The following is a 19,472-nucleotide window of genomic DNA, read 5'->3' as shown; positions in this document are numbered from 1 at the left end:
TGTTTATTCTCAACATAGCAAACCGTGATATCCGTCGGCAGCGGGGTCAGAGATTCATGAAATGGCCGCCGTCGACGCCGAGGGTCTGGCCGGTGATGTACCGAGCCGATGGTCCGACCAGAAACGCGATCGCCGACCCGATGTTGCGCTCGGGATCGCCGATCCATCCCAGCGGAATCCGCCTTGACAGTCGCTCCTCCATGGCCGGGTCCGCTTCGATCGCTGCCGTCATCGCCGGCGAATAGGCCAGCGGCGAAACGATATTGACGGTGATCCGATGCGGCGCCCACTCCCGCGCGAGGCTCTTGGCGAAGCCGCGCAACGCACCTTTCATGGTGGCGTAGAGCGGAAGCGTCGAGCTGCCCTCGATACCGGCGGGCGAGGTGAACACCAGGAACGTGCCACCGCGCTCCCGCAGCGCGTCAAGCGCGGAGAAGGCGCAGTGCTGGGCACCGCCGACCGACACCGCGAAATGATCGTCCCACGAGGATCTGTCCACGTCCTCGAGTCGATGTGGCCGGCTCGACCTGTTGCTCGTCGCGTTGTGCACCACGGCGTCCAGTCGGCCCGTTTCGCTCAGGGCCGCTCCGACCGCCGCAGCCACCTGCCGGGGTGCCGTCACATCACAGGGTGCCCACGTCGCACGGTGGCCTCGCGCGATGATCTCGCCGGCAACGCCACTGTCGGAGCGGGATGCGACGACGACGTGTGCGCCCTCGGCGGCAAGCGCCAATGCGATCCCACGTCCCACACCGGCGCCCGAACCCGTCACCAGCACTGTGTGACCGTCGAGGCTCACGGCAGCATCACCTGGCCTCCGTCGACGATCACGGTCTCGCCGTTCAGGTGCCGAAGGTCGTCGCGGAGCAAGAACTTCGCCGTCTCGACAACCGACCGAATCAGACCGTCGTCATCAGCCACCGCGGCAGCGAGTAGGTGCGAGGCATCGACATCGTATGCGAACAGATGCGACGGCGCCGCGACGATGTTCACGCCGACACCCTGCGATCCCCATTGACGCGCAGCGGATTTCGCCATCGCTCTGATGCCCTCGACCGCAGTCGTATAGGCCACTGCCCCGGTTGCACCCGCCATCCCGATGGTCGGCACGACCAGCACGATCCGGCGGTCCCCGGTGCGGTATGCGGCCTGCATTGCGACAAGCGTCTGCCACATCGTCTCGTCGGCGTCATCGGAAGAGAAGGCGATCACGCCGACGTCACCGATGTCGCCGAGTGCCCTCGTCAGCGCCTGGGAGGGATCCAGGACGATCGTGCTCACACGTCGGCCAGCGCTGCCAGTTCGCGTTTGACGACCTTGCCGACGTCATTGCGCGGCAGTCGGTCGACAAACACAATTCGGGCGGGTACGCGGTACGGCGTCAATCGCTCTCGACACCACGAAACGAGGTCGTCCTCCGACACGCAATCGTCGCCCCGCACCACGAACGCCCAGGGAACCTCGCCAAGCCGGTCGTCGGGGACACCGACGACCGCCGCTTCGCGCACTCCCTCGGCGGCGACGAGGACGTCCTCGACGGTGCCGGGAAAAACTTTGAGTCCGCCGCGGTTGATCATGTCGGACACCCGGCCGTCGAGCCAGAGGAAACCGTCGTCGTCGAACCAGCCGAGATCGCCGGTGTGGAACCATCCGTCGTCGGTCAGCCTGTCGAGAAACGCCGGGTCGATCCTGCGCGCAGCGGTGGTGGGGGTGCGCACCATCACCTCGTCGTCGACGATCGTGACGTCGATGCCCGGCAGCGGGCGTCCGACCGAGCCAAGCTTGGTCTCGCCCCATTCGCGTGCGTCGGCAGCCGACCACCCGACCACCTCACCGCCGAGTTCAGTCTGGCCATACGAGTTGAGCACGATCACGCCGAATTTGTCGCGGAACCGGCCAGCCTGTACGGGGGACAGGGGTGCGGTGATCGAGCGCACGATCTTCAGCGGCGACAGGTCGGTCACCGCATCGTCGTGCAGCACCATCGTCAGCGCCGCCGGCGGTAACACCGTGGAGCGCAACTGATGCCGCTTGACCAGCGCGGCGAAATCGGCCGGGGCGAACTTGTCCATCAGCACGACACCCGAGCCTGCACGGAACGCGAACAGCACCTGATAGATACCCGCCCACAGCGACAGTGATAGCGGCACCAGATTGGGCATCGGTGCCCGGTCCGACCCGGCGGCACCACTTTTGGCCCCGCGTAGCTTTGCCAGCAGCCGGTCGATCAGGTCGAGCACCGTCGAATGACGCAGCGGGACCGGTTTCGGCGGCCCCGTGGTGCCCGACGTGAACTGCAGCAGTGCAACATCGTCGTCGTAGTGCCGTGCATCGCTGCGCGGTGTCGAGACCGAACTCAGTGACCACGCCAACTCCGCTCCGGTCACGACCGTCACGTTCGCCGTGGCGAAGCGGTCCGCGAGATCGGGTGTCGTGACGACGGCGACGGGCCGCAGTGTCTCGAGTTGGGTGACCAGTTCGGCGTCGGCGGTCCTCGGGTTCAGCGGCGTGTACACACCACCGGCGCGCCACGTCCCGAACAATGCGGCGATCGTGGTGGCGTCGTTGGGCAGCATCGCGGCGACGACCGCGCCGGTGGCGACACCGGTGTCCCGCAGCTTATCGCCGAGCTGCTCGGCACTCGAGACGAGTTCGTCCCGGGAGACGTCGCCACCGAGCGTGTGCACCGCGACATCTGGCAGGCCGTCGAGCAACTGCGCAAGGCTCACGAGTCGGCCTCCAGCGGGGCCCAGTTCGGCGTCCTCTTATCCGCGAACGCCAGCGGTCCCTCGTTCTGGTCGGGATGTCCCCACATCGACGTCAGGTGCTTGGCGCCCTCGCGGCAGGCGTCCGTCAGCCCCAGTTCGAGTGCGCCCCACAGCGCCCGCTTGGTGGCGCGCATCGCGGCCGGAGAGTTCTTGGCGATCTTCTCGGCCAACGCCTGCGCGACATCGCGAAGATTCTCGGGCGGATCGACCACCTCGCTGATCATGCCGAGTTCGTAAGCGCGCTGCGCCGTGAGCCGTTCGTGGCTTCCGACAAGCGCCATCCGCAGAATGGCCTCGGCGGGCACCTTGCGCATCAGCGCAATGGTCTCCAGGGCGCTCACCTGACCGATCGACACGTGGGGATCGACGAACGTCGCGTCCGAAGCGGCGATGACGATGTCGGCGTCGGCCACCCAGTGCAGTCCACCGCCGGCGCATACGCCGTTGACCGCCGTGATGATCGGTTTACCGACATTGCAGTGCCAACCGGTCAGTCCAAGGTCCAGGCTGGTCATCGTCTCCTGGAACTGCTGCACCGCGTCGCCGTCGAGATCCTCGACGTCGGCACCGACCTGAAAGGCCCTGCCGTTGCCTGTGTGCACGATGACGCGCACATCGGGGTCGGCGTCCAATTCCGCCCAGGCCCTGCGGAACTCGTCGCGCATCACCACGTCGTAGGCGTTCAGCCGATCGGGGCGGTTGTTGATGAGCCAGCCGACCGGGCCTCGCCGCTCGATGATTAGCCGTTCGTAGGTCATTGCGCCTCCACAGTCGCCAACGGTTGCCACCGGGGCGCTCGTTTCTCCAGCCAGGCGCGCGCGCCTTCCTCCTGGTCCGGGTGTCCGGCGAGTCGGTCGATCGCGATCGCGGCCTCTTTGCGTGCCTGGCTGAGCCCCACCTCCAACGACCGCCACAGCGCCTTCTTGGTGGCCCGCATCGCCGTCGGCGAGTTGGCGGCGATCGCTTCGGCCAGGGTCTGGGCCGTCGACAGGAGTGCATCGCCGGCGACCACGTCGGACACGATGCCCAACTGGTAGGCGCGCTGCGCCGAGATGCGTTCGCCCTTGCCGCTCAGCGTCATCCGCAGGATCGCCTCCATCGGCGATTTGCGAAGTAGCGTGATGGCCTCGTATGCGACGGCTTGGCCCACCGACACGTGGGGATCGACGAACGTGGCCTCTGCGGCGGCGATCACGATGTCGGCGTCGGCGACCAGATGCAAGCCGCCGCCAGCACATACACCGTTGACGGCCGCGATCACCGGCTTCCACACGCCGCAGTGCCACGACGAGATCTTCAGTTCGGCGTCTCGCGTCCGCCGGGAATGCTTGCGCATCGCGTCTTTGTCACGGGCGACCTGTACGACGTCCATTCCGGTGCAGAAGGACTTCCCGTTGGCCGTGTTGACGATGACACGCACCTCGGGGTCGCGGTCGAGTTCCGCCCACGCGGATTCGAGTTCGTCGAGCATCAACGCGTCGAAGGCGTTGCCGGCATCCGGACGATTGAGGATCAGCCAACCCACCCCGTCGGACTTCTCGACGACCAGGCGTTCGTACGTGCTCACGAGCGCGGGATGTCCTTCCAGGGCTTGCCCTTCCACGGGTCGGGTTCCTTGGGCAGTCCGAGTACCCGTTCACCGAGAATGTTCTTGTTGATGTCGGTGGTGCCGCCCTCGGTGGCGTTGGCGAGGCTGCGCATCATGCCGTGCACATCGCGGGGCAGCGCGTCCGGGTCGTCGGTCGCAGGCCATGCCACCGCGTCGGTGCCGAGCAGATCGACCATCAGGTCCTGGATCTGCTGGTTGAGCGTCGCCTGGTGCACCTTGCCGATCGAGGAGGCGGCGCCGGGAGACTGGCCGGCCGAAAGAGCCGCGCGCACGCGGGCATTGGTCCATCCACGGATCTGTTCCTGGGCCCACAGACGCATCACCTTGTTGCGGACGACGGGATCATCCCACCGACCCGTTTCCTGCGCCAACGTGATCAACCGATCGGCACTGGAGCCGCCGAGCCGTCCCATCCCGCCGGAACCCGAGCCCGACACCATCTGCCGCTCGCTGGACAGTGTCGATGCGCTGACACGCCAACCATCGTTGACCTCTCCCACGCGGTGTGCGTCGGGTACTCGCGCGCCGTCCAGGAACACCTCATTGAATTCGGATTCTCCGGTGATCTGGCGCAGCGGCCTGACCTCGACACCCGGCTGATGCATGTCGAGCAGGAAGTAGGTGATGCCTTTGTGTTTCGGCGCATCGGGATCGGTGCGCGCCAGCAGGATCGCCAAGTCGGCCTCATCGGCCCACGTGGTCCACACCTTTTGGCCGGTGATCACCCAGCCGTCACCGTCACGGACGGCGCGCGTGGCCAGCGACGCGAGATCGGATCCCGCCCCGGGCTCGCTGAACAGTTGGCACCATTTCTCCTCGTTGCGCACGATCGGAGGAAGAAATCGTCGCCGCTGCTCCTCCGTTCCGTGACTGAACAGGGCCGCCGCAGCGTTGTTCAGCCCCAACGGATTCAGCCTTCTCAGCCTGAGCGGTCCGAGTACCTTCTCTATGGCGCGGGCGATCTCGTTGGTCACACCGAGGCCCCCGTGCTCAGGCTCCCACGTCGGCACCACCAGCCCGGAGTCTGCGAACGTCGGATACCACGACACGTAGGCGTCATGGCTACGCACCGCCCGAAGCGCGTCGGACCCATCGGCCGCAGCCGACCGCCACTCCGCAGGCACCTCTGCCTCGACCCACTGCTGCACCGTGGCGACGGCATCGTCGACGCTGGTGGTTGCGGAGATCGGGAGACGGGACATGGGTGTCAGCGACCCTGGTACTTCGCGTCGCGCTTTTCGCGGAATGCCGCCAGACCTTCGCGGAAGTCCTCGCTGCGGCTTGACAATTCGAGCGCCATCGCCTCGTTCTGCAGATGCCGGTCGAGATCCAGACCGTTGCCGCTCTGCAGCAACCATTTGGTGAGACCGAGCGCGACGGTTGGGGCCTCGCTGAGCTTGGTGATCAGTTCTCGTGCCACCGAGTCCAATTCGCCTTCCGGGTGAGCCCCGTGGATGATGCCCCACTCAGCGGCGGTGGCTCCGGAGATCTCCTCGCCCAGCATCAGCAGTCGTCTGGTGCGCACTAGGCCGATGACGCGGGGGAGTAGCCACGCCGCTCCGCTGTCAGGGGTGAACCCGCGCGCCATGAACGGTTCCCAGAACCGCGCGTTATCGGCGGCGACGCAAAAGTCGGACGCCAACGCGATATGGAAGCCGAGGCCGGCGGCCCATCCCCGAACGACCGTGACGATCGGAACCTGCGTTTCGAGCATCAGGGGTATGAACCTGTTGGCCTTGTTCGGCAGCCGGCGCTGGGTGCTGCCCACCCGTGGTTTGCGTTCGGAGCGCGCATTGTTGGCGATCAGATCAGACCCGGCGCAGAAGTCGGGACCCTCGGCATCGATGCGGATCACCCGCACCGATTCGTCAATTCCCGCAGCCGCGAGGTGGCCGATCATCGCGTCGAGCACGACGTCGTTGATCGCGTTGCGTCGGTCGGCGCGGTCCAGTGTGAGATGTAGCACCGGGCCCAGCTGTTCGGCGCGAAGGCCGGTCACACTGTCGTAGGTCATCGTTCGGCGAACTGGGCGGAAACGGCGGACAACAGGTCGGTCAGGTTCGTGGCGTTACCTGGTGGATCAGGAAGGCGGACGGGGCCGCGCTGCCGGCTGGGCAGCAGGATGGTGGCGTGTCCCGGTGCGGTCACCTGGCCACGGTGATTCGTCGCCGCGAGTTCGACGTCGACGGCGGGCCGGTCCCCGTCGGCGAGGTACTTACGGACCACCGTGCCACTCACGGTGTGTAGATCGCCGACGTAGTTGAATAGCCGGAATTCGCAATCGAGCTTCCACAGCCACGCGTCGTCGCCCATCCAGTTGGTGCAGAGGTGAATCAGCCACGTCTCGCGCATGCGGCCGTAGTCGAACGTCGTGGGATTGCCCGCGTTACGTGCGGCGGTCGGATCCCAGTGCACACGTTGCTGCGCATCGGGCACGCCGTGTTCGTCCGGCGTGTAGAAGCGCGGAATGCGCTGCCGGTTGCGCCATGCCAACTGCAGTGGCCGCACGCCGTACAAGCCCATCCCCATTCCGACGTGCCAGCACACCATGTCGGTGACCGTCAGGGGACCCTTGGTCAGCGTGCCAAGGTCGTCGCCCTCGTCGACGTCCTCCCACCAGCGCGGGTCGGCGCCGCGAGGACTCTCGCGCGCGTACCGTTCGTCGATCTCCGCGATCTCGTCGGGGCTCCACGTCTTCAATTCGATGGATTCGTACTTCTTCTTGCCGCGCGCCTTGCTGCGCTCCGTGCGGATCATGTTGCGGTACTGGCCGCCGAGGATGGTGCCCTCGTCGTCGCGAAACACCTGCGCCGACCATTCATGGACGGCGCGTCCAGCGAACTCGCTGGTCTTGTCGAGCGCCGCGACGAGTGCGTTGCGCCGGAACACCCGGTGGTTGGCACGTAGCGGTGCCCACCACTCGCGCGCCGAGGAGGCGTAGAAGGCGTGCACGCCGCGGAGCGGGTCGCCCTTCGTGAGGGCCCGGTCCTCGTCGGAGAGTTCGGTGACCTCGTCCTCACCGATCAACGTGTCCCCGCCGATGAGGGCGGGCGGCGCAACGGATTCGCCCCACACCGTCTTGGCCGCGTACTCGGGATCACCCCACAGCGGGTTGGCATCGCCGTAGCTCTCGGCGACGTGGCGGAACGTGTCCTCGTTGGGACGCAGGTAATGCGGCGGCTGAGGGTGCGGGACGGCGATGCCGATGGTGGCGCGAAGGCGGGCCAGTCCCTCGTCGGTGATCTGGCCCGTCTGAGGCGAGGTGTCGGTCATCCAGCGCCTCCTCGTTTCGGTTCTTTGCCGTCGTCCAACCGATAGTGGAAATTAAGATACCCGAAAAGCGGAAACGCCGTTAACACTGGGGATGAAGTGATCTGTGAAGAGGCCATCGGCATCACTCTCTTGATCGGCGAGGACGGTGTGCAACGCGTGACCATCGATCGACAGGAAATGGGAAACGCGTTGTCGCCCTTGGCTTCCGCGCGGGTTCTGAGCGAGAGCGTCAGGACGTGGGGCCGCCCCGGATCGTGAACGCGGAGCTGTCGTCGATCTGATCGATGGCCTCGGCCACGGTTTCAGCGGTCAGCGCGGTGTCCTCGATGCCCTTGGTGACGCCGATGAACACACGCGACACCTTGCCCCCACCCACCGAATAGATGTGCGCGGTGCGGTCGCAGCTCTCGTGGGCCAGGTAGACCACCACCGGCGTGACAAGTTCGGGGTCCATGGCCTTGCCGGCCTCGCCCATGATGTCCTCGGTCATGCGGGTTCTGGCGATCGGCGCGATGGCGTTGATCGCGATGCCGTTGCGCGCGCCCTCGATGGCGAGCACGTGCATCATCCCGACCAGACCCATCTTGGCCGCACCGTAGTTGGCCTGTCCGAAGTTTCCGAAAAGACCTGTACCCGATGTTGTTTGGACAATACGCCCGTAGTTCTGGTCGCGCATGACCGGCCAAACAGCGCGGGTTACGTTGAAGGTGCCCGTGAGGTGAACGGAGATGACCGCGTCGACCTGTTCGGCGGTCATGTTCTTGAACGCCGCGTCGCGGAGAATGCCCGCGTTGTTGATCAGGATGTCGACCCGTCCGAATTCGGACATGGCCTGGTCGACGATCGCCGCGCCGCCCGCCTCGGTGGCGACGGAATCGCCGTTGGCGATCGCGGTGCCGCCCGCTGCGGTGATCTCATCGACAACCTTCTGCGCCGACGAGATCGAGGCACCGCTGCCATCCACCGCGCTGCCGAGGTCGTTGACCACCACCCGTGCTCCCCGGCGGGCGAGTTCCAGGGCATGACAGCGTCCGAGTCCACCGCCCGCGCCGGTGACGATGGCCACCTGGCCGTCGAAAGTCAGCGATGAGCGTTCAGACGATGAGGGTTGGGCGTCGACCATGCGTGAGAGGATACATTTACCTCAGACGAGAACCAGCATTTGCATCGGAGGATCCATGAGTGCCCCGGCCGAGCTCCTGCGGCACGCGCGTCGGCGAGCCGAGGAATTGCGCCCCGGCTACCGCGCCGCCGGGCACTGGTCGGAACGACCGATCGACGTCGTGCGGACCGCTGCCGCGCGGCACCCATCGAGGCAGGCCTTGTGCAGCAGGGACACTCAACTCACCTACTCCGAGCTCGACGAGCACATCGACCGCATATGCAGCGTGATGCACGATGCGGGAATACGCGCGTCAGCTCCAGTGGTCCTAGTCGTCGGCAACGACATCGACTCCGTCGCCGCCGTGCATGCCGCACTTCGGCTCGACGCGTTGGTACTGCTCGTGCCGCGCAGTGCCGGGCCCGCCCAGGTCGCCGATATCGTCTCCCGTACGGGTGCGGTCCACGGTGCGGCGCCGAATTGGCCGGCCGTCACCGAATCCGGACTGGCCGACGTATGCACATGGATCGAATTGGGTGGTGCCGGCGACGAAACACGCGGCGTCGAGTCGCACCACCCCAGGCGTCCCGCCGACGAGCCCGCGCTGATCCTCTACACATCGGGGACGACGTCGCGGCCGAAGGGCGTGATCCACTCGTTGAGCACCTTGATCAAGGCCTCGCAGAACTACATCGCGGCGGCCGGACTGGGGAGGGACGACCGAATCTTCCTTGTCAGCCCGCTGGCGTCGGTCACGGGCGTCGTGCAGGCCCTTTTCATCGGGCCGATGCTGAAGGCACCCGTCGTACTCGAGGATCGTTGGGATCCGGTCAGCACGTGCGAACTGCTCATCTCGACCGGTGCCACCTGGTACGGCGGTCCGGACCGTCTGCTCGACAGGCTGCTCGACGAAGCAGTCAGCCGCGGTGAACCCGTCCCGCTGCGCGCCGTGTATCTCGGCGGAACCATGCTTGACCGGCGCATCGTCGAACGCGTGGAGGACGACTTCGGCATCGTCGTCATGCGCGCCTACGGTTCGTCGGAGGTGCCGGTGAGTACGTCGGGCCTCCGCGGTGAACCGAGGGACGTGCGCCATGCAGACGACGGAGTGGCGCTGGCCGACGTCGAGGTGCGGGTCGGATCGTCGGCCGACCCGGCGGAGTGCTGCATTCGGGGACCACACGCGTTTCTCGGATACACCGACGCCGAGGACGACGCGCTCGGGTACGACGGGGAGTGGTTCCGCACCGGAGATGTGGCCGAGCTCAACGCCGGCCGGGTTCGCGTCGTCGGGCGGATCAAGGACATCGTCATCCGCAACGGGATGAAGATCCCCGCGGCTGAGGTCGAAGAGGCCGTCGCCCGCATCGACGGCGTGCGGGAGTGCGCGGCGTATTCGGTGGCCGATGCCACGACCGGGGAGCGGCTGGCGGTGGCGATGGTGCTCGAAGATGGGTGCCGGCTGTCGCTGGCCGATGTCGCCAACGCGTTGGGCGCGGCAGGGTTGCCCAAATACAAACTGCCCGAGGAACTCGTGTTCTGGGATCAGCCGTTACCGGTCAACGCCAACGGCAAGGTGGAACGCAATACGCTGCACGCGCGCTCGGAAGGGCGGCCGCGCGTGGTGGCCGACCGCCTCACCTGAGTCGTCGAGCCGACTGTCAATCGTGTGTGTTCGCGGTGACCTTGCTCATCTGCGCCTGCCAGTCCCGATCAGAATCATCTCGTCTTTGTTCATCGGGGTTCTCCCTTGATCCGCACGGCCGGTTTGAAAACTGGAACGACGAATCCGTCGTCCTCGCGGAAGTCCAGGTCCAACTCGAGCCCGGCCTGCAGTGCGGTGTCGCGGCAGTCCTCGATCACCGTCATCAGCCGAGGTCCCTCGTCGAGGTCCACCATGGCCAGCACGTACGGAGTGCGCGCGTCGAACGGTGCGGCGTTCTGGTGTACGACGCTCCAGGTGTACAGGCGGGCGCGTCCGCTCGCAGGCACGAGCGCGACATCCTCACTCCAGCAGTGCGGGCAGAACGGCCTGGCGTACAGCGAGTTTCGACTGCATGATCGGCAGGCGTTGACCATCAGCCGGCGGTCCTCGACGGCCGTCCACCAGGCTTCGCTGTCGGAGTCGACGGTGGGCCGGTTCGGCGCGCTCATGAGTCTCTGCCCAGGATCAGAGTGGCGCTGTGGGTGAAGAATCCGCCCATCGCGTGCACACAGGCCAGGCGCGCGTCTTCGACCTGCCTGGCGCCGCATTCGCCGCGCAGTTGTCTGACCGCCTCCACCATCAGAAACATCCCTCGCATGCCGGGATGACATGACGCGAGCCCGCCGCCGTCGGTGTTCGTCGGCAGCGCGCCGCCTGGTCGAAGTGCGCCGGATCCGATGAACGGTCCACCGTCCCCTTTGGCGCAGAAACCCAGATCCTCCACGGTCAGCAGCACAGTCGACGTGAACGAGTCATACAGCTGGCATACATCCACGTCGGCGGGTGTCACCCCGGCTTGCGCGAACGCCGCAGGGCCGGAAACCGCCGCGGCCGATGTGGTGAAGTCGGTCCACTCGCTCATGCTGACGTGCGAGGTCGCGTCGGCCGCGCCGAGGATCCACACCGGGTCTTTCGCGCAGTTTCTTGCCACCCGCTCGCTGGCCAGGACGACCGCACCGCCACCGTCGGTGCGAAGGCACACGTGTTTGGCGGTGAACGGGTCGGCCAGCATCGGGGCGGCCGCGACGTCGGCGACAGTGATGCGATCACGCTCGAATGCGTTGTCGTTCATGGCCGCCCATTCGTGAGCGGCGACTGCGACTTCGGCCAACTGCTCAATGGTGGTGCCGTATTCGATCATGTGCCTGCGGGCGGCCATCGCATACTTCGCGATCAGCGTTGCGCCATAAGGCGCCTCGTACTGCATCGCACCGCCGGTGCCCATCGCGGCCGCCGACGCCCGGACCCGTCGTTTGACGTCGGAGCGCGCGGTCGACCCGTAGGTCAGCAGCACGACCTCGACGTCACCCGCGGCGATCGCGTCCGCCGCATGACGGGCCATGACCTCCCAGGACGAGCCGCCGACGTTGGTGGCGTCCACCCACGTTGGGCGCAGCCCCAGGTATTCGCTGACCTCGACCGGCGGCAGGAGCGTCCCGTGGCCGCCGAAACCGTCGATATCGCCTTTGGTCAGCCCTGCGTCAGCGACGGCGCGGCGCGCGGCCTGAGCCATCAACCCCATGGCTGTCTTGTCGGGTACCCGTCCACAATCGGACAGCCCCGCGCCGACGAGCGCAACGCGGTTCGATGGCATATCTAATGGTTATCACATTGATAATGGCGTTAACGAATGGATGGAATGATCGTTCTCAGTCGGATACCGTGAGCGTGTGCAGGGATCGTTGCGTGCTGCGCTGACGGGTGACCGACTCGTGCTGTGTCTGGCGCTGATGAACGCCCGAACCCCTGATGTCCCAGCAATCGCCGCATCGTGCGGATACGACGCCGTCTACGTCGATCTGGAGCACACGTCGACATCGCTCGAGACGGCGGCGATGCTGTGCAGCAGCGCAGTCGGAGCCGGTATATCGGGGCTGGTTCGGGTGCCGTCCCACGACCCCAGTGTCATCGCTCGGGTGCTGGACAATGGTGCGGTGGGAGTCATTGTCCCACATGTGAATTCAGCGTCTGAAGCGCAAGCTATCGTCGATGCGGCGCGCTTCCCACCCGTTGGCCACCGATCGATTTCCGGACCCAATGCGGTGAGTGGATTCGCACCTCGGCCTGGCGCGGAACTGACGAGAATTCTGGAAGAGCAGACCGTGGTCGCCGTGATGGTGGAGACGCCCGAGGCGGTCGAAGCCAGCGCGGACATCGCCGCGGTCGGCGGTGTCGACATGATCCTCATCGGGCCGAGCGACCTGACCGCCGAAATGGGCATCCACGGGCAGTATGAGAATGCCCATTTCCACCATGCCGTAGAATCAGTCGCAGCGGCTTGCCGAACCCACGGCGTCGCGCTCGGAGTGGCTGGAATCAAGTCCGTTGACCTGCTGAAATGGTTCGTGGACCAGGGCCTGCGATTCATCTCGGCTGGCACGGATGTCGGGATGATGACCGATGCGGCCACGACGCGCGCAGAGGCGCTCCGGGAACTCGATAAGCCACGTGAGCAGTGACACGGACGACTAGCAGCGATTGCCGAAAGATGTGCCAGGACAACAGGAGGACGGATGCCCACCGCGATCTACACCGAGCAAGTCACCGATCCGATGGCGTGGACGGGCGCTGATTTCACCAGCAAGGAGGACTTCGCCTTCGACCTGTCCGCCCGTAACGTCGCCGCCTTGGAATCGATTCTGGCCAAGACCGCGCATAAGGATCGCGACGACATCACACCGGAAGATGCGCGCCACCCCGACCTCGACGAGGACCTTGCGCGGCTGTACCACGAGCTGATGTTCGGCAGAGGCCTCGCGTGCGTGCGCGGGTTTCCGGTCGAGCAGCACTCGATCGAGGACCTCGAACGCATCTACTGGGCGTTCTGCACGCATCTGGGCTACCTGGTGTCCAACAACTCCTTCGGCCACCGCATGGTGCGGGTACAGGAGGAGGTGTTGCCGAACGGTGTTCAACCCGCCCGCGGCACCAAGTCGCGAGCCGAACTCGCGATGCACAACGATGCCGCGGACATCCTGTCGCTGCTATGCGTCTACCCGGCGGCGCAGGGCGGTGAGAGCCAGTTCGCCAGCGGTCCCGCGGCGCACAACCGGATCCTGGCCGAGCGGCCGGATCTGCTCGATGTGCTGTATCAGGGCTTTCCGCATCACCGTCGCAGTGAGCAACCTGACGATCAACCCGATGTGACCCCGTATGACGTGCCGGTCTTCTCCCAGATCGACGGCCGCATTTGCATCAACTTCACGTACAGCAGCATCCTGCCCGCGATGAAGACCCTGGGCCGCGAGTTCACGCCCAAGCAAGAGGAGGCGATCGAGCTGTTGCGGGCCATCCTGGTCGAGCAACAGGTCGAATTCCGGCTCGAATCAGGAGAAGCCGCGGTCGCCAATAACTTCGCGATGTGCCATTCGCGCTCGGACTTCGTCAGCAGCACCGATCCCAAGAAGGCCCGCTGTTTCCTGCGCGCCTGGATGGAGGTACCACGCGAGGACCGTCGGCTGCCGATCGGCCGCGAATACTTCCACATGGAGAACAAGGATCTGCGGCTCGGCTACGACGTGGTGCCGGGACGGGACGGCGCGATTGCGCCTAACGACTACAAGAACGTCGACGCCGAACTGGCCGAAATGTTCAAAGCGGCGCAGGCGAAGCCCAAACTGAACAAATGACGAACGGTCCGCGCCCGCGACTGGTCTACGAACGATGGACAGACCCCGTCGCCGGTGACATTCTCGAGGTAGCGGACGTGGACGTTCGCAAGCTGGACCTCACCGCGCCCGATGAACAGGGCTGGGCGGCACTGGAATCCGCGCACGGATACCAGGTGGCCACCCGCACCGATGTGGCGTCGGTTGCCGGCGGATCGCAGTGGCTGGCGGGGCGCGATCTGGTAACGCGCTGTCGGGACCTGCTCGCGGTGTGTTCCGCGGGCGCGGGGTACGACGTGATCGACGTCGAGGCGTGCACGCAGGCAGGTGTCGCGGTATGCAACAACTCGGGCCCTGGTGCCGAAGCGGTGGCTGAGCACGCGCTGGGATTCATGCTCGACCTCGCTAAGAAGATCACCGTCGCCGACCGCCGGCTGCGCAGCGGCCCGCTCGGTGACCGCCTGGCACTGCGCGGCAGTCAGCTGATGGGAAAGACGCTCGGTGTGGTCGGACTCGGCGCCATCGGCGGTCGCCTCGTCGAACTGTGCGCGCCCTTCGCAATGGACGTCCTGGTCTTCGACCCCTACCTTGACGAAGTGACCGCTGAACGCCGCGGGGTGGAGCTGGTTTCGCTCGACGAGCTCGTCGAACGCTCGGATTTCGTACAAGTCACATGCCCGCTGACCAGTGAGACCGAAGGACTCATCGGCAAGGCGCAGTTCGCGGCGATGAAGCCGACTGCGTTCTTCATCACGACGGCACGCGGTCCCGTCCACGACGAAGCGGCGCTGCTCGACGCGCTCGTCAGTGGCGGTATCGCGGGCGCGGGTCTGGACGTGTTCCACCAGGAGCCGCCAAGACACGACAACCCGCTGCTGCACCTCGACAACGTGGTGGCGACCCCGCACACCGCGGGGATCACGATCGAAGCCGCCCACGACATCGCGGTGGCGACCGCGACGCAGTGGCAGACGATCTTCGCGGGCGGCATGCCCCCGCGACTACTGAATCCCGATGTCTGGCCGCGATACTGTGAGAGATTCAACGCGATCTTCGGGTTCCGGCCCGATGCGACAACGGATTTGGACAAGGTTTCAGAACAAGGGAGCCACGTTACGTGACGCAATACGACACGATCGAGGTCGAGGTCAAGGGGCACACCGCCTGTGTGACCCTCAACCGTCCCGAGGTGCTCAACGCGATAAACGACGAGATGATCGCCGAACTCGCGGTGGCCTACGCGGAAATAGAGCGCTCCCAGGACATCTGGACGGTGATCATCACCGGTGCCGGCCGCGCGCTGTGCGTCGGCGCCGACGTCAACAAGGCTGCCGACCACGACATGGAGAACGCCGCGGGCATCGACAACCAGGGCGAACCCATCCTCAGTTCGATGCGTCAGTGGGACGCCCCCCAGGAGGCGACCCCGCCGTGGCTTCAGATGACGAAACCGATCATCTGTGCGGTCAACGGCATCGCCTGCGGCGCAGGCCTCGACTTGGTCACGACCGCCGACATCACCGTCGCGTCCGAGCGCGCCACGTTGATGGATCCGCATGTGAGCATCGGAGTCACCTCGGGACGCGAGGGGGTGCGACTGGCACGGATCCTGCCGTTGCCGGTTGCGATGCGGCTCATCCTGATGGGTAAGCACGAACAACTCGACGCCCAACGCGCGTACGATCTCGGCGTCTTCACCGAAGTGGTGCCACACGACACGTTGATGGACCGCGCCTGGGAGATCGCCGAGGTGGTGAACTCGAATGCACCACTGGCGGTGCGGGGTTCGCGGATGGCCGTGCGCAAAGGATTGACACTGCCGATCTATGAAGCCGAACTGCTCGCCGAGAACTACCGGATGAAGGTGGCGCTGACGAAGGATGCCATCGAAGGCCCGCGCGCATTCCTGGAGAAACGCAAGCCCGACTGGAAAGCTCTCTAGTTCTTGTCGCGGGCAGACGTAAAGTGCCCCGACACGCCGGGGTTTTGGGGCACTTTACGACTGCTCGCGAAGGAACGGGCGGCGAACGGTCAGGCCAGGCCGAAGAAGTTCTTGGCGTTGGTGGACAACACCTTCCGCTTGGTCTCCTCGTCGAGTCCCTCCGTCGCCTTATTGGCGACATCCATGCTGTGCGGCCAGTTCGTATCGTTGTGCGGATAGTCGGTCTCGAACATCAACTGGTCCTCGCCGACGAGGTCGAGGATGCGGAACGCGACGGGGTCGCCGAACGTGGAGAACCACACCCGACCCGGCACCTGGGTGCTCGGCGGTTCGGTCAGCAGCGGATGGATACCGCCCCACGTGCGCCGGTCCTCCCACACCTCGTCACACCGCTGCAGATAGTAGGGGATCCAACCCGCCTGCGCCTCCGCGAACGCGATCTTGAGTTTGGGGAACTGCTTGAGCTTGGCGGAGAACAACCAATCGACGAGCGCGATAGTGCAATTCACCGCCATCAGCGCGCTCGTGACGACGTGCGGCGAGTCGGGGGAGGACTTCGTCAGCGAGGAACTCGATCCGATGTGCAGCATGATGCCTACGTCACTGCGTTCGCAGGCGGCGAAGAACGGGTCCCAGTAGCCGCTGTGGATCGACGGTAGGTCCAGTCTCGCGGGAAGTTCCGAGAAGCACACCGCGGGCATCCCCTTGGCGGCGACGCGCTCGACTTCCTTGGTCGCCAGTTCGACATCCCACAGCGGGATGATGCCCAGCGGGATCAGCCGGCCGTTGGAGCTACCACCCCATTCGTCGATCTGGAAGTCGTTGTAGGCCCGTACACACAGCAGCGCCAGGTCCTTGTCCTTGGCGTAGAGGAAACGTTGGCCGCAGAAGCGGACGAGGGTGTTGGGGAAGCACGCCGACGCCTCGATCCCCGCGATGTCCATGTCGGCGAGCCGGTCGGCGGGGCGGTAGCAGCCGGGCCGCATCTCGTCATAGGTGATGGGGTCGGTGGTCAGCTCATCGAGTTCATAACCCGCCGCCGCGCTGATCAGCGGTATCGGGATGATCGAATCTTCGTAGTGCCAGATGTCGGCGTCGCGGCCATCTTCGTCCTCGATGAACGCGACGTCGGAGGTGACCGACGGGTCCATCCGCCCCCGATGCCGGACTATGTGTGGCCCGATGTCCCGGTAGCGCTCCGGCAGCCTGCTCGTCCACAGATCCGCGGGCTCCACCAGGTGGTCGTCCGGCGACACGATCAGAATGTCTGCGCTCAAGACTGCACTCCTTCGAGGACGGTGGCTTCAATCTCGCAAGTCTGGCGGACCGCGCGGAACTTTGATTACCGCAAGCGAGAATGACCGTTTCCAGAGTATCGCACGGGTGCGGTCGGCAGTGCCCGGGCGTCGCGGGAAGCGGGCTAGATCGAACGGGCAGCTCAACATACCCGTGTAGGTAGATTGCGTGGAATCGTCCGGGAACCAGTATTCTCAAACCACCATGACTGCTAAGAAGCGCACCGGCGACGACACCGAGGCCGAACTGGAACTCGTGGACGCCGAACTGGAGATGCCGACCAGTTGGCAGGAACGAACCATCGAGCGGCGGCTATCCGCCGCCCGTGCGCGTGCGTTGGCACGCAGTTCGAGGTTCCTCGCTACGGCGCTGGAACTGGTCGAGGAATCCGGCAGGGCGGACTTCACCATCCAGACGTTGATCGACCGGTCCAACCTCAGCCTGCGCGCCTTCTACCAGCATTTCGCGGGTAAGGAAGAACTCCTGCTGGCTCTCTATGAGAACGCCACCAGCCAGTTCATCGAAGCGATCCGCCACGAGGTGGCTGCGGCCGACGGTCCGATGGAACAGCTCGAGGCGTTCTGCCGCGGATTCCTCTCCAGGGCTGAGTCATCCGAGGCGATCGGTGGCAGGGTGATGACGATCTACAACCTGAGTTTGGAGATCGAGCGCCCCGCCGACTTCGCCAAGATCTGGGAGCCGCACCAGAAGCTGTTGACGAAGATCCTCACGTCGTGCTCGCGTGCCGGACTGGTGCGCAAAGACATGACGCCCGCGCAGTTGACGACGCTCCTGAACTCGACGTTGATTGCGCTCGCCCAGATCGGCGTGTTTCACCTGGGCGTCAAGGGTGCAGAACTGTCCGAGGATCAGCTGTGGGCCTGGTGCAAGCAAGCGCTCACCCCGCCCACGGACAGTAAGCCAAAGGCCGTCGCCGCCAAGACCCCCGCGAAACGGTCGACAGCGCGCAAGCCGCGAAAACTAACGGGGTAGACCGAGCCCACGCTGGGCGATGATGGTGCGTTGTACCTCGCTGGTGCCCGCATAGATCGTGGTGCCCAATGAAAATCGCAGCAGATGCTCGAAGCGACCCTGCTCGGGTGCCGTTGGCTCGAAATAGCTGCGCATCGCGTCGGGTCCCACGAGTTCGACGATGTCCTGGCTGGCCCGCACGAGTGATTCCGTGCTGAACACCTTGGACATGGGTCCCTCCGCGACGGGAACCTGACCCTGCTCGGCCATCCAGACGCATCTGCGCAGCAGAAGCTCGGAAACCTCGACTTCCATTGCCACTCTTGCGATCCGGCGTCGAACGTCGGTCTTGGACAGCTGCGCGTAGCCGTCATCGGCCGTCGTTGCGCGCGCCCACTGCTCGGCGTGTGCCAGAAGGCGGACCAGGTGGGGACCCCAGCCCGAGGCGTGTTCGTCTTGTAGCGACAGCCCGAGTACCTGCCAGCCCGCGTCGACGTCGCCGATGCGCCATTCGTCGCCAATTCGGACATCGCTGTAGAACGTGATGTTGGTGCGTTCGCCGGACAGTGTCCAGACCGGTTGTGCCTCGACACCGTCGGAGTCGAGCGGGACGAGAAACATCGTGAGGCCCTGATGCTTCGGCTTGTCGGAATTCGTTCGAGCCAGCAGGAACACATAGTCCGCGATGTGTCCATTGGTGGTGAACATCTTGGAACCGTTGATGATCCAATCGTCCCCGTCACGCACGGCCCGTGTGCGGGCGGCTGCCACGTCTGATCCGCACTCCGGCTCGGTAAAACCGAGAGCGATGGTGATGTCGCCCTTCAGCGCGCCTGCGAGGATACGGTCCTTCATCTGCGGGGTGCCGACCTCGCGGATGATCGATGCGACCATCCGGGTGGTTTCGGACAGATACACCGGCGCGTCGACGAGCATCATCTCCTCGCGGACGACCTGATCGTCCCACGCGTTACGGTCTTGACCGCCGAACTCGGCGGGCCAACCGGGTGCGAAATAGCCCTTGTCGACCAGGCCCTTCGCGAAGTCGTCGTCGTGCGCGACTCCGCTGCGATATATCCGTTCCTCGAACTCCGGCGTGATGGTCTCGGCCAGATGAGCGCGCAACCCGGCACGGAATGCCTCGGTCGCCGGATCGAGTCGAAAGTGCATGAAGTCGAGCCAATCTGTCGTCAGTCA

At 65.3% G+C, this 19,472-nt stretch carries 19 protein-coding genes; 6 read left to right on the top strand and 13 right to left on the bottom strand.

The features are described 5' to 3' along the window. Positions 1 to 46: 46 nt before the first annotated feature. From G6N43_RS23130 to G6N43_RS23090, 9 genes are all read right to left on the bottom strand, one after another. Positions 47 to 799 (bottom strand): SDR family NAD(P)-dependent oxidoreductase, encoded by a 753-nt coding sequence (locus G6N43_RS23130; protein ID WP_083157091.1) that lies wholly within the window; start codon positions 797 to 799, stop codon positions 47 to 49. Continuing rightward, positions 796 to 1,281 (bottom strand): SDR family oxidoreductase, encoded by a 486-nt coding sequence (locus G6N43_RS23125; RefSeq protein WP_234810294.1) that lies wholly within the window; start codon positions 1,279 to 1,281, stop codon positions 796 to 798. Before G6N43_RS23125 ends, G6N43_RS23130 begins: the two co-directional genes overlap by 4 nt. Then, entirely contained in the window at positions 1,278 to 2,729 is a 1,452-nt protein-coding gene (locus tag G6N43_RS23120) for a class I adenylate-forming enzyme family protein (RefSeq protein ID WP_083157090.1), read from the bottom strand. The genes G6N43_RS23125 and G6N43_RS23120 overlap by 4 nt, the downstream gene beginning before the upstream one ends. Then, on the bottom strand, positions 2,726 to 3,526 hold the full coding sequence (locus G6N43_RS23115; protein WP_083157089.1) for an enoyl-CoA hydratase/isomerase family protein: 801 nt from the start codon (positions 3,524 to 3,526) through the stop codon (positions 2,726 to 2,728). The genes G6N43_RS23120 and G6N43_RS23115 overlap by 4 nt, the downstream gene beginning before the upstream one ends. Next, a complete protein-coding gene (locus G6N43_RS23110; RefSeq protein WP_083157097.1) occupies positions 3,523 to 4,335 on the bottom strand; it encodes an enoyl-CoA hydratase/isomerase family protein in 813 nt (270 codons plus the stop codon). Before G6N43_RS23110 ends, G6N43_RS23115 begins: the two co-directional genes overlap by 4 nt. After that, on the bottom strand, positions 4,332 to 5,579 hold the full coding sequence (locus G6N43_RS23105; protein WP_083157088.1) for an acyl-CoA dehydrogenase family protein: 1,248 nt from the start codon (positions 5,577 to 5,579) through the stop codon (positions 4,332 to 4,334). Before G6N43_RS23105 ends, G6N43_RS23110 begins: the two co-directional genes overlap by 4 nt. 5 nt (positions 5,580 to 5,584) lie before the next feature. After that, positions 5,585 to 6,391 carry an enoyl-CoA hydratase/isomerase family protein gene (locus G6N43_RS23100; protein ID WP_083157087.1) on the bottom strand — a complete coding sequence of 269 codons (807 nt, stop codon included), beginning with the start codon at positions 6,389 to 6,391 and terminating at the stop codon, positions 5,585 to 5,587. Then, positions 6,388 to 7,650 (bottom strand): hotdog family protein, encoded by a 1,263-nt coding sequence (locus G6N43_RS23095; RefSeq protein ID WP_083157086.1) that lies wholly within the window; start codon positions 7,648 to 7,650, stop codon positions 6,388 to 6,390. The genes G6N43_RS23100 and G6N43_RS23095 overlap by 4 nt, the downstream gene beginning before the upstream one ends. 229 nt (positions 7,651 to 7,879) lie before the next feature. Then, positions 7,880 to 8,773 carry an SDR family NAD(P)-dependent oxidoreductase gene (locus G6N43_RS23090; RefSeq protein WP_083157085.1) on the bottom strand — a complete coding sequence of 298 codons (894 nt, stop codon included), beginning with the start codon at positions 8,771 to 8,773 and terminating at the stop codon, positions 7,880 to 7,882. Between the two features lie 55 nt (positions 8,774 to 8,828). On the opposite strand from G6N43_RS23090, the gene G6N43_RS23085 reads away from it, so the two are divergent. Then, entirely contained in the window at positions 8,829 to 10,397 is a 1,569-nt protein-coding gene (locus G6N43_RS23085) for a class I adenylate-forming enzyme family protein (protein ID WP_083157084.1), read from the top strand. An 89-nt stretch (positions 10,398 to 10,486) separates the two neighbouring features. Here the strand turns inward: G6N43_RS23085 and G6N43_RS23080 are convergent, their stop codons facing one another. Beyond that, entirely contained in the window at positions 10,487 to 10,906 is a 420-nt protein-coding gene (locus G6N43_RS23080) for a Zn-ribbon domain-containing OB-fold protein (protein ID WP_083157083.1), read from the bottom strand. Next, positions 10,903 to 12,051 (bottom strand): acetyl-CoA acetyltransferase, encoded by a 1,149-nt coding sequence (locus G6N43_RS23075; RefSeq protein ID WP_083157082.1) that lies wholly within the window; start codon positions 12,049 to 12,051, stop codon positions 10,903 to 10,905. Before G6N43_RS23075 ends, G6N43_RS23080 begins: the two co-directional genes overlap by 4 nt. A gap of 76 nt (positions 12,052 to 12,127) precedes the next feature. Here G6N43_RS23075 and G6N43_RS23070 point away from each other — a divergent pair, with 76 nt between their 5' ends. Genes G6N43_RS23070 through G6N43_RS23055 form a run of 4 tightly spaced genes read left to right on the top strand, consistent with a single transcriptional unit; the run spans position 12,128 to position 16,007 of the window. Then, on the top strand, positions 12,128 to 12,916 hold the full coding sequence (locus G6N43_RS23070; RefSeq protein WP_165761909.1) for an HpcH/HpaI aldolase family protein: 789 nt from the start codon (positions 12,128 to 12,130) through the stop codon (positions 12,914 to 12,916). 54 nt (positions 12,917 to 12,970) lie between these two features. Further along, the gene (locus G6N43_RS23065) at positions 12,971 to 14,086 is read left to right on the top strand and encodes a TauD/TfdA family dioxygenase (RefSeq protein WP_083157081.1); all 1,116 of its coding nucleotides are present in this window, start codon (positions 12,971 to 12,973) and stop codon (positions 14,084 to 14,086) included. Beyond that, the gene (locus G6N43_RS23060) at positions 14,083 to 15,186 is read left to right on the top strand and encodes a hydroxyacid dehydrogenase (RefSeq protein WP_083157080.1); all 1,104 of its coding nucleotides are present in this window, start codon (positions 14,083 to 14,085) and stop codon (positions 15,184 to 15,186) included. Before G6N43_RS23065 ends, G6N43_RS23060 begins: the two co-directional genes overlap by 4 nt. Further along, positions 15,183 to 16,007 carry an enoyl-CoA hydratase/isomerase family protein gene (locus G6N43_RS23055; protein ID WP_083157079.1) on the top strand — a complete coding sequence of 275 codons (825 nt, stop codon included), beginning with the start codon at positions 15,183 to 15,185 and terminating at the stop codon, positions 16,005 to 16,007. Before G6N43_RS23060 ends, G6N43_RS23055 begins: the two co-directional genes overlap by 4 nt. 89 nt (positions 16,008 to 16,096) lie before the next feature. On the opposite strand, the gene G6N43_RS23050 is transcribed toward G6N43_RS23055, so the two are convergent. Next, complete coding sequence (locus G6N43_RS23050; protein WP_083157078.1) at positions 16,097 to 17,284, bottom strand: amidohydrolase family protein; 1,188 nt, start codon at positions 17,282 to 17,284, stop codon at positions 16,097 to 16,099. 223 nt (positions 17,285 to 17,507) lie between these two features. Between G6N43_RS23050 and G6N43_RS23045 the strand changes: the two genes are divergently transcribed. Then, positions 17,508 to 18,296 carry a TetR/AcrR family transcriptional regulator gene (locus G6N43_RS23045; RefSeq protein ID WP_083157077.1) on the top strand — a complete coding sequence of 263 codons (789 nt, stop codon included), beginning with the start codon at positions 17,508 to 17,510 and terminating at the stop codon, positions 18,294 to 18,296. Here G6N43_RS23045 and G6N43_RS23040 read toward each other — a convergent pair. Continuing rightward, positions 18,285 to 19,445, bottom strand: a complete 1,161-nt coding sequence (locus G6N43_RS23040) for an acyl-CoA dehydrogenase family protein (protein WP_083157076.1) — start codon at positions 19,443 to 19,445, stop codon at positions 18,285 to 18,287. The genes G6N43_RS23045 and G6N43_RS23040 overlap by 12 nt on opposite strands. Between the last annotated feature and the right edge of the window lie 27 nt (positions 19,446 to 19,472).

The sequence above is a fragment of the Mycolicibacterium moriokaense genome (assembly GCF_010726085.1).
In the GTDB taxonomy this organism is placed as follows: Bacteria; Actinomycetota; Actinomycetes; order Mycobacteriales; family Mycobacteriaceae; genus Mycobacterium; species Mycobacterium moriokaense.
Note: the sequence above shows the minus strand (reverse complement) of the source record. Positions and strands in the feature narration are given on the sequence as shown.

Coding starts and splice junctions, on each gene's coding strand:
- G6N43_RS23115 (WP_083157089.1), bottom strand. CDS start 3,526: ATGACCTACGAACGGCTAATCATCGAGCGGCGAGGCCCGGTCGGCTGG.
- G6N43_RS23105 (WP_083157088.1), bottom strand. CDS start 5,579: ATGTCCCGTCTCCCGATCTCCGCAACCACCAGCGTCGACGATGCCGTC.
- G6N43_RS23100 (WP_083157087.1), bottom strand. CDS start 6,391: ATGACCTACGACAGTGTGACCGGCCTTCGCGCCGAACAGCTGGGCCCG.
- G6N43_RS23095 (WP_083157086.1), bottom strand. CDS start 7,650: ATGACCGACACCTCGCCTCAGACGGGCCAGATCACCGACGAGGGACTG.
- G6N43_RS23090 (WP_083157085.1), bottom strand. CDS start 8,773: ATGGTCGACGCCCAACCCTCATCGTCTGAACGCTCATCGCTGACTTTC.
- G6N43_RS23085 (WP_083157084.1), top strand. CDS start 8,829: ATGAGTGCCCCGGCCGAGCTCCTGCGGCACGCGCGTCGGCGAGCCGAG.
- G6N43_RS23080 (WP_083157083.1), bottom strand. CDS start 10,906: ATGAGCGCGCCGAACCGGCCCACCGTCGACTCCGACAGCGAAGCCTGG.
- G6N43_RS23075 (WP_083157082.1), bottom strand. CDS start 12,051: ATGCCATCGAACCGCGTTGCGCTCGTCGGCGCGGGGCTGTCCGATTGT.
- G6N43_RS23065 (WP_083157081.1), top strand. CDS start 12,971: ATGCCCACCGCGATCTACACCGAGCAAGTCACCGATCCGATGGCGTGG.
- G6N43_RS23060 (WP_083157080.1), top strand. CDS start 14,083: ATGACGAACGGTCCGCGCCCGCGACTGGTCTACGAACGATGGACAGAC.
- G6N43_RS23045 (WP_083157077.1), top strand. CDS start 17,508: ATGACTGCTAAGAAGCGCACCGGCGACGACACCGAGGCCGAACTGGAA.
- G6N43_RS23040 (WP_083157076.1), bottom strand. CDS start 19,445: ATGCACTTTCGACTCGATCCGGCGACCGAGGCATTCCGTGCCGGGTTG.